10 protein-coding genes are annotated in these 13147 nt (G+C 58.1%); 1 reads left to right on the top strand and 9 read right to left on the bottom strand.

The features are described 5' to 3' along the window. Window positions 1-14: 14 nt before the first annotated feature. Genes I6A82_RS05835 through I6A82_RS05825 form a run of 3 tightly spaced genes read right to left on the bottom strand, consistent with a single transcriptional unit; the run spans window position 15 to window position 1636 of the window. Window positions 15-794, bottom strand: coding sequence for a sulfite exporter TauE/SafE family protein (locus I6A82_RS05835; protein WP_198094121.1), 780 nt, complete (start codon window positions 792-794; stop codon window positions 15-17). Between the two features lie 7 nt (window positions 795-801). Then, entirely contained in the window at window positions 802-1320 is a 519-nt protein-coding gene (locus tag I6A82_RS05830) for a rhodanese family protein (RefSeq protein ID WP_198094120.1), read from the bottom strand. A 4-nt stretch (window positions 1321-1324) separates the two neighbouring features. Then, the gene (locus I6A82_RS05825; protein ID WP_232343313.1) at window positions 1325-1636 is read right to left on the bottom strand and encodes an ArsR/SmtB family transcription factor; all 312 of its coding nucleotides are present in this window, start codon (window positions 1634-1636) and stop codon (window positions 1325-1327) included. A gap of 71 nt (window positions 1637-1707) precedes the next feature. Here I6A82_RS05825 and I6A82_RS05820 point away from each other — a divergent pair, with 71 nt between their 5' ends. Next, window positions 1708-2589: an MBL fold metallo-hydrolase gene (locus tag I6A82_RS05820; RefSeq protein WP_198094119.1), complete on the top strand. Its 882-nt coding sequence runs from the start codon at window positions 1708-1710 to the stop codon at window positions 2587-2589. 355 nt (window positions 2590-2944) lie between these two features. Here I6A82_RS05820 and I6A82_RS14555 read toward each other — a convergent pair whose 3' ends face one another. The 6 genes from I6A82_RS14555 to I6A82_RS05795 all read right to left on the bottom strand — a co-directional run bounded on the left by I6A82_RS14555 (window position 2945) and on the right by I6A82_RS05795 (window position 13137). Next, the gene (locus I6A82_RS14555; RefSeq protein ID WP_232343553.1) at window positions 2945-4861 is read right to left on the bottom strand and encodes a DUF3320 domain-containing protein; all 1917 of its coding nucleotides are present in this window, start codon (window positions 4859-4861) and stop codon (window positions 2945-2947) included. A 643-nt stretch (window positions 4862-5504) separates the two neighbouring features. Beyond that, complete coding sequence (locus I6A82_RS14550; protein WP_332310981.1) at window positions 5505-7625, bottom strand: DUF4011 domain-containing protein; 2121 nt, start codon at window positions 7623-7625, stop codon at window positions 5505-5507. 247 nt (window positions 7626-7872) lie between these two features. Then, window positions 7873-9315: a type I restriction-modification system subunit M gene (locus I6A82_RS05810; protein WP_198094118.1), complete on the bottom strand. Its 1443-nt coding sequence runs from the start codon at window positions 9313-9315 to the stop codon at window positions 7873-7875. After that, on the bottom strand, window positions 9305-11056 hold the full coding sequence (locus tag I6A82_RS05805; protein WP_198094117.1) for a DUF262 domain-containing protein: 1752 nt from the start codon (window positions 11054-11056) through the stop codon (window positions 9305-9307). The genes I6A82_RS05810 and I6A82_RS05805 overlap by 11 nt, the downstream gene beginning before the upstream one ends. Before the next feature lie 27 nt (window positions 11057-11083). Further along, entirely contained in the window at window positions 11084-11995 is a 912-nt protein-coding gene (locus tag I6A82_RS05800) for a DUF5655 domain-containing protein (RefSeq protein ID WP_198094116.1), read from the bottom strand. Beyond that, the gene (locus tag I6A82_RS05795; protein ID WP_198094115.1) at window positions 11992-13137 is read right to left on the bottom strand and encodes a hypothetical protein; all 1146 of its coding nucleotides are present in this window, start codon (window positions 13135-13137) and stop codon (window positions 11992-11994) included. Before I6A82_RS05795 ends, I6A82_RS05800 begins: the two co-directional genes overlap by 4 nt. Window positions 13138-13147: the final 10 nt, after the last annotated feature.

Raw genomic sequence — 13147 nt, 5'->3', positions numbered from 1 at the left:
CTTCTACCCGGCGTCTAGAAGGACGTCAGGATAACATAACCGCCAACGGCGATCACGACGGCCGCGAAGCCGCGCTCCAGCACGCCTTCGCGCGCCGCCAGTCGCTTGCCAAACGTCAGGCCGGCCATGGTCCCAAGAACACCGCCGGCTACCAGCAAACCGGTAATGCCCCAGTCAACCAGGCCGGAAACCGCGTAGGACCCCGCCGTGGTGAGGCCGAGCGCACTGACGACCACCAGCGATGTTCCAATGGCGAACTCCAGCGGCATGGCCGTTGCCAGGATCAGCCCGGGCACGATCAGGAAGCCGCCGCCGATGCCGAAGAAGCCCGCGGCGAGACCGGTTCCGAGACCGATGGGTAAAAGACGCGGCAGAAGTGTGCGGGCACTGGTGCGGGTCAGCCGCACATCGGGCGCCCAGGCGGCCTTGCGCTTCCGCAGCATCGACAATCCGACGCCGATCATCAGAACCCCGAACAGCACGAGCAATCGCTTGCCGTCGAACGCCTTGCCCAGCTCTGCGCCCAGCCCGGCACCGATCACGCCGGCAGCCGCGAACACGCCCGCACAGCGCCATTTCACACGGCCCGCGCGTGCATGGCCGGTCAGGCTGGCGAGCGCATTGACGCTGACAGCCACCGCCGCGGTTCCGATGGCGGCATGGGTCGAGCCGACACCGACAACATAGACCAGCAGCGGCACTGCCAGGATCGACCCGCCCCCGCCCACGAGGCCGAGGATAAGACCGATCAGAGCCCCGGACGCGAGCGCCGCCAGAATTGTCGCCGCGCCCATGGCCGCATCAGACCGCCGCGCGTCGGTTCCAGGGCAGCACACGCAGAAGATGCGCCATGCCGCACCACCCGGTCACGCCTGCAAACATCAGACCTGCGCCCACAAAGGCGGACAATCCCAGAAATGCCGGCGTCCACAACAGGCTGAGCAGCACGCCGATCAGTACCAGCCCGCCTGCCACGATCTGCACCTGCCGCATGATCTCCAGCGGCTGCGTGCGATCGGTGACGATCGGGTGCCCCTGCTTGCGCCAGGCCTCGATCCCCCCGGCCATCAGATAGACGGGCATACCCTTCGCAGCGGCATGCAGCTTTGCCGCGTTCGCATCGGTCCGCATGCCCGAACGGCAATGAAACACCACCGGTCCATCTTCAGCCTGCAGATCCTCGATCCGATCGAGCGGAAGGTTGATCGCGCCGGGAATATGCTGCCGCGCATGTTCGTCGGCCCCGCGAATATCCACGAGCCTTGCGCCCGCATCGATCGCGGAGCGCGCGTCTTCAGGAGAGATAGTTGAAGCGGTCATCAGGTCAGTCCCTGCAATAAAGCTGGTAAAGGGTGGCGAGCAGCGTTTCGACGCGATGGTCGGCGATGGAATACCAGAGCGTCTGGCTCTCGCGCCGATAGGTGACGAGCCCCTCCTCCCGCATCCGCGCGAGATGCTGCGAACAGGCGGACTGGGACAGCCCGACGTCCGAGGCCAGATCGCTCACCGTCACCTCCCCATGCTCGACGAGCTTGCACAGCAACATCAGGCGCCGGCCATTGCCCAGCGCCTTCAACATGCGGGCCACTTCGCCCGCTCTGGCTTCGAACGTCTCAAGGTCCATCGGCCTCAGCATCACTGCACCCCATTAGCGATTGCTTATTTAGCATGCCCTAATGTATTAGCAAGCGCTAAAGGAGCATGACCATGACCCACCCCTTCATCGAGGCTTTCTTCGACGAGCCGACCAACACGATCAGCTATCTCGTCGGGGACCCGGCGACTCGAGCCGCCGCGGTGATCGACCCGGTGCTGGATTTCGACCTTGCCAGCGGTGAGGCCGACACCCGCTCGGCAGAGCGCATCCTAAATTTCGCCGCTGAAAATGACTGGCAGATCGCGATGGTGCTGGAAACGCATGCCCATGCCGATCACCTTTCGGCGGCTCCGTTCATCAAGGCGCGGACCGGTGCATGGATCGGCATCGGCGCGCATATCCGCGATGTGCAGAAGATCTTCCGCCCGGTCTTTGCAATGGACGACCTGGCCACCGACGGATCGGACTTCGACCGACTGTTCGAAGATGGCGAGCGCTTCTCGATCGGTGAACTGGACGCCCGGGTGCTGCATGTACCAGGCCACACGCCCGCTGATGTCGCTTATCTCGTCGCGGATGCGGCCTTCGTCGGCGACACGCTGTTCATGCCGGATTACGGCACCGCGCGCGCCGATTTCCCCGGCGGCGATGCCCGCACCCTCTATCGTTCGGTCCAGCGGCTTCTGGCGCTGCCAGAAAACACGCGGCTGTTCCTGTGCCATGATTATAAAGCGCCGGGCCGCGACGAATATCAGTGGGAAACGACAGTCGATGAACAGCGCCGCTCCAACATCCATGTTGGTGCCGGCACCAGCGAAGAGGAATTCGTTACGCTGCGCGAGGAGCGCGATGCAGGCCTTTCAGTGCCCAAGCTTCTGCTACCATCAATCCAGGTCAACATCCGCGCCGGCCATTTCGAGGAGGCGCACGCCAACGGCGTTACCTATCTGCGCATTCCCGTAAAGTGGGGCACGGGCGCAAAGGGAGGATGAAAATAGCTCGATGAGCTCCCTCCCCGCACTGCAACTCGACCATCGCGGACGGTCACGCCATCTCGATATCTGCTACGCAAGCACCGCTACCACGCGAAACCTGACCTAAAAGAAGGGCCAACCTAGGCAGAGTCTCCGTTTGCACGACAGCGCCCCTGCGCCACGCCGATCGGCGCTACGTGATCGATAAAATGGTGCCCAGAAGAGGAATCACACACTTGATTTAAGTATCTATAAGAGTGAGATTTTCTGTTTGACTAAACAGCATTAGCCCCCAATTCGACCCCCTTTTTAGCATGCTAACCCAACAAACATGGGATTATTATGAGCCTTTGGATGCTGGGCAATGCCGCGATCAACCCTCCAGTGACTTAACCGCCATAGCAATTCGATCGTGGAGCTCCGATCCGACCCTCTTGTAGCCCAATAGTCGCGCTGTTGCGCGGATGAGGTCCTCCGCTTCGGCGCCCGCATTATCTGCGATGGCTATCTTGAGGGCTGCGCCGATTTCCAGGACTGCGATCGACGACGCTTTCAGAGTCGCCCCGGTTTCACCGGAACGGTCGCGGACCGGCGGAGCTTCGAGCTGCGACAACGTCAGATAGAAATCGTCGTCCAAGTAAACAGCTCGCGAACTAACGAGAGAATTGAGCGCAGTTTGGGTGACTGCCAAGATTCGTCGGCCCGCTCGTTCGCGCCCGTAGCATGCCGATACACGGCGAGCTGCTTCGTCTGCGGTGATTGGACCTTCGTGCTCAACGATCCTTTGCAAAAGGTCACGCAATTGAGCTGGAGGTGCCTCATGCGGCTCACGTCTTGAATGGATCGGGAAGTTCGCTCGATCGTAGGCCGGCATCTTCCGATCTTCGATCTCTGGCACCGGCTCTGGTTCTCGTGTCGCCTCTTCCTGCGTCATCTTTTGTGTTGGCGAGACGGTATCGGGCAACAAACCTAGGCGATCTTCTTCGCGGGCCTCCTCAAGTGCTAGGCGGAGGCGCTCAATTTCTTTCTCGCGGTTATAGAACCAATCAGTGCTCCAGATCCGATAGAAACGCCACCCAAGGTGTTCCAATACGCCCTGTCGAAGCCGGTCACGTTCGCGCGCCCACAATGCGGAATGGTAGGTCGCGCCATCGCATTCGATCGCCAGAAGATATGTGCCGGGCCGATCAGGATGGCGAACGCCGATGTCGATGCAAAAGCCGGCCGATCCCACCTGCGGATCCGCGAGAAAGCCATACGATCGAACGATTTCCGCGACATCTTCCTCGAACGGCGTCTCTGCACCTGCTCCGGTTGGGATATGCTCAACCAGCTGACGGTTCTTGGCGAACTCAAGGAAGCGCTTGAGCACACGCGGCCCCTCGCGCGAAGCGCGGCTGACGTCGAGATCTTCTGGATCGAAGGATGCGAATATCTCGCAGCGGAGACGCGCGCGGGTGAAGAGAACATTGAGGCGGCGCTCTCCGCCTTCTCCATTCACCGGTCCGAAACTCGCTCCGATCATCCGGCCCCGAGGCTCGGTCGGGCCGTATCCGACGCTGATGAATATCACATCGCGCTCGTCGCCCTGAACATTCTCGATGTTCTTGACGAAGACGTCCTCGCGGTCGCCCTCACGCAGGAAGTCATCAAGCACCGGATCGTTGCGCCTTGCCAGTTCCAGCAGTTCCGTAATCGTGTTCTTCTGCGCCATCGAGAAGGTGACGATACCCAGCGTTTGATCAGGCATATTCCGCGCATGGTCCGCTACAGCACGCACCAGTGCTTCGCCTTCCAATCGGTTGTCGCGGCGGCCGCCCTTGTCGTAAGCGCCCTCTACCTTGGTGAAAACGAGGCCGTAGGTTGGATCCTTCTCAAGCGGCGAGGGAGGCAGGATCAAGCGATCGGCATAGAATTCGCGATTGGAGACCCTGATCAGCGAAGGATCGCGCGACCTGTAGTGCCATTCCAGCATCCGTCCTCCCAATCCTCGCGCTTCGCACAAGGTCAGGATGCTTTCGAGTTCTGCCAGCTGCGCTGCACCTCCAAGAATGTCCTCTTCAGAGTCACCGCCATCTTTGTCCTGATCACTCTGGCCGTCGCTCGTAAGGCGATCAAAGAACGAGGTCGGAGGTAGCTGTTTCTGATCGCCTACCACTACGATCTGTCGAGCGCGCGCGATCGCGCCGAGCGCGTCTTCTGGACGCACCTGGCTTGCCTCGTCGATTAGCAATAGATCGAATGCGAATGTGCCCGGTGTGAGATATTGTGCGACCGAGATCGGACTCATCAATAGCACAGGCTTTATCCGTTGGATCGCATTCGGCGCTTCAGAAAAGAGCCTACGAAGCGCCTTGTGCCCCCGCTTCTTGCCCATCTCGCCTCGGAGAACCTTCATCTCGCCCAAGGCACCTCGGGGCAACTGGGAAAGGTGCGAAGCTACGATGCTGCGAACATTGTCGCGCAAGTGCTTCGCTTCCAGCTTCGAGAATTGTGCGACCAGAGCATGTCGGTCAACGTTCACGAGATCGCGTAAGGCCGGATCGCTATCCAGTGCGCGCCGCCAGATCGCCTCTGCTCGTGCGAACTTCAATTCGGTTATCGCGCCATCAGCGCCAAACTCGTCCGCATCCATCCTGTCAGTCAGTGATCCAACACCAATTTGCGCGGCCCTTCGTTGCGCATCTTTGAGATCCGCCCATTCGGGATAGCGCTCTATCGAATCAGCCATTTCGGATAGCGCATCCGCTATCGTCCCCAGTTGCGTTTCTTCCCACCCTTCCGAGAAACGATCGGCATTGATGTCGAGTGTTTGGCGGACCGTTTGCAAAGCTGACCGCACACGACTCTCTTGGGAGCGTATGCTGGCGACCCATTCGATTCCTTGCGGTAGCAATGCCGTCGCTACGAGCGCACCAGGATCAGCTCCTATGTCACTGTTGAGAGTGAGCACTCGATTTGCCCACTCGCGCACATGCTCGGCGCGAGCCCAATCTGTGCGCTCGCCGCGCCAATACTCTCCCAGCACCCGCGCACAAAAATCCGCATCCTGCTCCCATGCCCCACGCAGGCGTGCAATCTCCAGCAGTCGATCGACAAGATCCACGCGGTCGCCAGCAGTTTTCGGCAATGCTTCTTTCAGCAGGCCAGTTAACTCTCGGGATGCTGTGCGGTAGCCCCCCCCCCAAGCGCTTGAAGAATGATGTGGTGCCTACCGTAAGGGGACCACGCAGTGAGGTGGCATCGACGTCGAATGCGTGGTCGATGAAGTCTCGCTCAGCAGTATCGCGCTTTTCGCGCCACTTTCGACCGAGAGCCAGAACTTCAGACAGCCGCTGGTGATCGGCACATTCGAGCATTGCGATTGCGAGATCGGCGTCTTGCTCATCCATTCCAGGCATAGCATCGAGCAATGTGATCAGCGGCTCCACAAGATCCAACCAACCGCCTTCGGCAAGACCTAGGGCGTCTAACACTTGGTCTACCGCTTCGCTTAATTTGACCGCGTCATCTCGCCCTTCTTCCAAGATCGGACGCAAGCGCATTTGATCTACCGGCTGAAGAGACGTTTCGCACACGCCGCGGAAGGGATGATACCGAGGATCGCCGGCTTCAGCGAGAGCCTTGCCATATCGGTCCAATGCCACAATGGCAGCATTCTCCGCTTGGCGATCCATCTGTGCAAGCACGGCACTATTGAATACCGGTGGGGGTGCCTTGAGGCCCATATAACTGACCTGTCGCCCAAGCATTGAAAATGGAGTTTCATCCGTTTCATCCACTTTCGAGTGGAGCGCATCGGCGATCGCATTCAGCTCGTCACGAATCTTCTGTAACGCGACAGGCGGCTCCGGCAGGGCAGGCAGCGCAGCACCAGCATTGAGGGTTCGCTTCAGCTCTTCGAGCACCTGTCGCTTGTTAGCGCTACGCGAATGGAGTTCGAGGCAAACATCGGCGAGTCCCACTTTGACCAGCCGATCATGCACGACTTCGAGCGCCGCCATCTTTTCAGCTATAAAGAGGACGGTCTTTCCTTCCTTCGCTGCGGCCGCGATGATGTTCGCAATGGTCTGACTCTTGCCGGTCCCAGGAGGCCCTTGCACGACAAGGTTTCGTCCCAAGCGGGCTTCTTCGATCACACGCGCTTGGCTCGCATCGGCATCGACAACGTGAAAAATTTTGTCCGGCGGGAGCACTTCATCGAGCTGCTGCCCTTCGCCGAAGGCTAAATCATCTTCCTCGCCGAACCCTTCATAGAGCAACCCTCTGACAAGTTTGTGCGCTTCGAGCTCGCCACTTGGCCAAGTGTCGAGGTCCAGGTCCCGATACATCAACAATTTGGAAAATGAGAAAAAACCGAGCTGAATCGCATCACGATCGATAGACCACCCATCACGTTCAGTGACGATCGCATCTACCAAATCGAAGTATTCGGATGGCCTCCATTCTTCTGATGTATCAAGCTCTGGAAGCGCCATCTCGAAATCTTCCTGCCACCGTTGTTGCAATGGCAGGTTGGTGATCAGATCATCGGCCCGCATGCGAATGTCATAGGTCGATGTGCGCTGGTTGCGGACTAGCTCGACGGGCAGGAGAACGAGCGGCGCCTCGCGCTTTACTTCCGATCTCTCATCCTCAAACCAACTGACGAAGCCCAACGCGAGGTAAAGAATATTGACGCCCTGCTCCTCCTCTGCGGTCCGAGCGTCACGAGCGATTTTTAGGAGCTTCTTGGCGAGTGCGTCTGGCCCCAGCATCGTTTCGAGCTGATTGTCGGTATAGCGCGACTCGTCGAATACAGTCTCTTGCTGCTCCTCGCCAGCCAGCAGGATTTCGCCTTGCTCGTGCTTGTCCTTGCCGAGAGCTCGGAAGCGCATTGCTTTGCCGGTCGCTAAAATCGAATAAACGTCGTCCGATCGTTCGTTGACGACATTTACGACCGAGCCCCTAGTATTGGCGCGATTGACGTGAACCAGTCGGTTTCTCGTGCCAGTCTCAACCAAGCGCCGTCGCGTCTCGTCGAATAGCTTGCGAACCTGCGGACTGTCTATCACGCTCAAATCTGATGACCCCTCGAATTCACTGCCTCGCCATTGAAACCTTATTCAATTTCAGCGAAATTTTGCAAGGTTGATCGGAATGCTCCCTCTAAGTCTTCCTTAATGGATGGCAGGAATTTTTGCAGTGCTGCCTGATTGGCTCCATCAGGGTGACCGTGGAGGCCTCGTTCTAGGACTTCCATCTTCCCCCCGATACGCAAACCCAGCCGTGGCTTTTGCGGGTCCGTCGCAGGTGGCATAGCTATGAAACTTGAGGTGCAAGCTCGTCACTCACGCCGCGAAAATGCTCCAACGCAGCTTCCAGATTCTCGACGATCTTCTGCGCAAGCACATCCGGTTCGGGTAAGCTGTCGATGTCTTCTAGGCTGTCATCCTTCAGCCAGAAAATGTCGAGGTTCAGTTTGTCGCGGTCGATGAGTTCGTCGTAGCTGAAGCGACGGAAGCGTTCGGTCTCCTGCCGCTCACCGTAGCAATCTACAAAATCGTCGAGGTCGGCGCTGGTCAGGCGCTTGGTCTTGAGCGTCTTGTGAACATTGGTGCGGTAATCATAGACCCACAACTCGTTCGTCTGCGCCACTTTCGATGCCGGGCGCTTGTCAAAGAAAAGGACATTAGCCTTTACGCCAGGACTATACCAAATGCCGGTGGGTAGGCGCAGCAGAGTGTGAAAGTTGAAGCCTTCCAAAAGACGCTTCCTGATGCCCTCCCCGGCGCGGTTCGCTTCGAACAGGACATTGTCGGGCAGGACCACACCGGCGCGACCGTTTGCCTCCATGATCGTCATGATGTGCTGGAGGAAGTTCAACTGCTTGTTAGAGGTCGTGAACTTAAAATCCTCGCGCTCGTAGTTTTCGCGCTCGGTGGTCACGGCCCCGTCCTCGCCGACGACCTTGTAACTCGATTTCTTGCCGAAGGGCGGGTTGGCGATAACCACGTCGAAGCGTGCACCGGGATCGCCTGCCAGCGTGTCGGCCTGTTCGACCGGGCTTCCGCCGTTTCCTACACCATGGAGGTAGAGGTTCATCGCGCACAGACGAACGACCTCGTCCACGATGTCGTAGCCCTTGAACGACTTGTGTCGCAGGTCGCGCAGCTTCTCGCGATCCTGGCTCTGCCCCTTCATGTGGTCGTAGGCCGCCAGCAGGAATCCGCCGGTGCCGCAGGCGGGGTCGCAGACCGTCTCGCCGATCTTCGGATCGACACATTTCACTATAGCCTCGATCACCGGCCGCGGCGTGAAATATTGCCCGGCGCCCGACTTCACCTCGGAAGCATTGCGTTCGAGCAGCCCTTCGTAGATCTCGCCCTTCACGTCGACGCTGTGGCCGATCCAGGGGCCTTCCTTGTCGATCAGGCTGACGACGCGCTTCAGCTTGGCTGGGTCGGACAGCTTGTTCTGCGCCTTGCGGAAGATTGTGCCGATCAGCCCATCTGCCTTGGCGAGCTCTTCCAGTGTGTGGCGGTAGTGGAGTTCCAGCGCATCGCCGTCCTTCCCGGCGAGTTCGGGCCACCGCCATTCGGGCGGGATCGACGATGATTCACCCAGAAGCTCGACACGCTCTTGGTCCATTTTGAGGAACAGTAGGAAGGTGATCTGTTCGACGTAGTCGCCGTAGGAAATGCCCTGATCACGCAGGACGTGGGCATAGTTCCAGACCTTGGAAACGAGTTGTTCATTTGACATCGGTCTGCGCATCCTTCCAGCTTTGGTAGTCATCCGTCAGTCGCCATGCTTTGGCGAGACGGTTCACGACGTCGGCCTGTCGACGTCGAACATCGGCTGGCGACCAGCTATCGTATCCGCGCACTTCTGCCGTTAGGGTGAAAGCGCAGGTGTCATCCATCGCGAAGTATGTCAATTTCTTCGTAGCGAAATTGTAATTGCTCGCCGAGGAGTTCTTGCGAACATTGAGCAAGACCAAGTTGCCGAGCCGGTGAACGAGATCGGCGTGCTCTTCCTGGCTAGGGAACCATTGCTGCCATTGCGAACCGTCGGCCACCGTCTGTGGACACACATGTTCTACAGTGATTGTAGGATAGTCATAGCTGGCAGAACCATCGTGCGATGCCTGTTCCAGACGAAGGAGCAAAGGTTTGACAACGCGAGTGACAAGATAGACTGCTCCATCAAGTTTCTCGAACATCGCGAAGGCTTCGCTCTGCGTCATCGCGAGACCGGTCGAACGCTCCCTGCGCTCTTTCTTCTCTTTGTCTGAAGCCGGTGGAGGGTCGAGTTCATCCAGGACGTCGGCATAGCGCGCCATACGCATGTTTACGTCGGCACGCAGCACAAACAGATAGTATGCGAGACGTTCCAGCTTGAACACGAATTCGGGGATGTCGATATCCCTACCTTCGTCAGCCTGCCCGAACGCCAGCAGCAGCGGCGCGAGCCAATCCTTATTGTCGAGGCGGTGCAGCGACTGCACCAGCTGGGCCGTGCGCGCATCGAACCTAGCTGCCAACCGCTTGTCATCTCCCGACAGGGCAAGGGCTTCGGCATATCGGTCCAGCACCTTGTCCATGAATTCTACGGGTCTCTCGCGAAAGATCGGCACCGAGACGGGAAAGCCTGCTTCCAGCGACGATCGCGGTTTCTCGCGCTGGAAGATCATGCGGATCTGGACGAAGAGGTCGTTGAAGTTCTCGCGCCCAAGCGCCGCTTCATGGCTTTCCCACCGCTCGGCCAGCCGGGCTTCATTGTCTTCACCTGCGCGCTCGATCAAATCGGCTTTCAGGATGTCAGTCGCGGTGAGATCAAGGCCACGCGCATTCAAAACAGTGAAAATGCGTCTTGCGGCAGTATCTGTGGGCACCTCGACGACCACGAGGTAGCAATTCTGAAGGAGGAAACGGATCAGTTCGCTCCGTGCTTCCTCGCCGATTTCGATCAGACGCTTGCGGATAATGCCTGCGTTTTCGACGATTCGGGCTTTGCTGCCATTGACGCTGTCGAGTGCAGGAAGGCTTGCTGTGGCGCCACTGGCCTGGACGTGCTGCTCGAAAAAAGGCTGGTCTTTCTTGCGCAACTGCAAGCGCAGTTTTTCTTTCAGGCCAAGGTCGAGATCGGCAGCTTGCTTTACGTAGCGCTCGCGCTTCAACCTCGTCGCCTCGGCTTCCGTCAGGTCACGCAGCACGCTCAAGAGGATCGTCAGTGTGGTCAGACGCTGCTGACCGTCGATCACGCGCGCCTCCGGCGAGCCATGCGACTTTACAAGGACGATGCTGCCGAGGAAATAGAACCCGTCCGAGCCATTTGCCGGCTGCATTGCTTCGGTGAGGTCGGCGAGCAGCTCTTTAACTTGCGTGCTCTCCCAAGCGTAAGGACGCTGGTAGGAAGGGATGCTGAAGGCATATTGATCCGAGAAGACCTCGGATATCGTCTTGTGCGCGGCTTCTATGCGCAAGGATGCAACGTCATTCATGCAAAGCTCCAATCGACGTGATCGGCATCAGCTTTCCTCGTAAGATTGAAGGATCAGCGGTTTAGCCCGCTCCAGGTCGTCGTGCGAGCCGATCGTCAGTTCGAGATCGCCGGTCCCGAAATGGCCAATCTTGCGCACATCGCGTGAAAAACCCTCTTCCAGCTCGACCATATCGGGATCGAGCTTCAGGAACACCTTGAGCTGGTTGAGCGTGGGCCGCACCTCGACGCAGGCGAAGTTCTTGATGCGGCGGTAGGCGAGGTAGAACTGCGTGACCTTTTTCGTCACGTCATCCCCACGACCCAGCAGATAGGTTTCGGCATCTGCGAACAGCTCGGCCAGTTCCGGCCCCATGTCTTGCATATACTCGGACACTGTCTTGTCCTTGCGGGGCTTGGAGCCGTTACCAGCCACGACCGCTGTGCTGGACGAGGTCGTGGCAGACACGGCTGTCAGCAGTTCTAGCAACAAGAGATCGTCGCCGAACTTGCGGTAGCGCACCAGTTCGATGTTGCGGCCCATCTGCTTGACGGCGTGTTCGTCATATTTCGTGAAGTCAGCCGCAATGCAAATCAGTCGTGGGGCGCTCCATTCGATCGCTTCGGCGGCTTGCTTTCCATAGCGATCGCGCACGAGGATCTCGAAGTCGCCGCGGTGGTCCATCAGCCAGTCGAGATAGAACAGCCCCTGATTGATGACGTTCTCGGAACGGTCGCGCTTGTATTCGATGATGACGGGGTAGCCATTCTCGTCGATACCCAACGTGTCCATGCGCCCACCATGGGTGGTTGCGTATTCGCTGGCGAGGAACCGCACGCCGAGCAGCGTATCGAGATTGGTCTCGAATTGTGTCTGGAGACCTTTCTCCAGCGGCGCTGATGAGCTTTCGAGCTCGCACATTGCACCCGCTTGGGTTTGGAAAAGTTTGAGGTCGCTCATGGTGCCTCCCTGTCCGCTACAACGTCTTTCCAGAAGGAGCGGATTGATCCCTCATATGCCGTGTAGGGCCGCGTCGCCGCTTCAAAATCGAGAGCAATGACATCCGACACCAGCGACATAACCTGCTGCAATAAATCGACTACCTCGTCCGCTCTCGGATCATTCTCGTGAAGATACTTTGATGCCTGTTCCCAGAGCGCATCGAACCGTTTGCCGTGCTCCGTCAGGGTAGTGCCAGACAAGCCGACATTTTTTTCCAAGTGCGCCCAAAACCGATTTTTCACGTGGCCGTCAGTGACGTCCCTCGTTCCAAACTTCGCCTTGGGGATCCCTGGAAACCAAGCGTCTGTCAGGAGCTTTAAAAACCTCCTGCATGCTAACCCGACCTGTGCAACCTCGTCAGCTGTCGAGGCGTTGCGCAGCGCTTTGCCGGCAGAAAACAGGGTCTCGAATAGCCTCGGCTGCACTTCTTCCAAAGCGTGGCAAAAATTCGATACCTCTGGTTCTGGAATTGCCAACTCGGTCGTAAAGAGAATGGCGAAATCGTGGATCCGCTGAAAGTGCTCCAGTGTGTCGAAATCATCGAAAATGGTGCGTCGCGCGCCCGTATCGACATAGGTCGCGTTAAATCCAGCAGCTGACAACTGATCAAGAAAATCGGTGTCTTCCGAATTCTCAAGATCGCCCATGCTATAAAACAGGCTGACGGACCGACCGTTGAAGCGGCCATTTTCACATAATGCATTTCGGAACATCGCGAGATGTTCAGGAAGAGAAAATTCCACATCGACCACCCCAAGGTAACATTCATGTTCCAGCAGGGCGCAATGCAGCGCTTCAGCGGTCTCGGTGTCCATGTTTTGAAATGCCATCGTTGCCACAGTGATATTCGGCAGCAGGTCGGCCATCTTACGTTCCAGCAGCATTTGAGTCGAAACCGGCTGCACTACCCGCAAGGTCAGGGCTTTGTATTCTTCATAGGTCCGCGAGTGGCCAAACGTCGTGATGTCACCCTCTGCAAAGCGCATCGGTCGGTCACATTTTTGCAAGATGCCGGTGTTGAGCACGAGTTCGCGAAAATCGTAGCAATAGTTGCCGATCAACGACGGATCGTCGCTATTGTACAGAAAGGCGAAATTCATGTCGCTGCTC

This window comes from Novosphingopyxis sp. YJ-S2-01 (assembly GCF_016093175.1).
In the GTDB taxonomy this organism is placed as follows: Bacteria; Pseudomonadota; Alphaproteobacteria; order Sphingomonadales; family Sphingomonadaceae; genus Novosphingopyxis; species Novosphingopyxis iocasae.
This window is presented reverse-complemented; position numbering and strand designations above follow the sequence as displayed.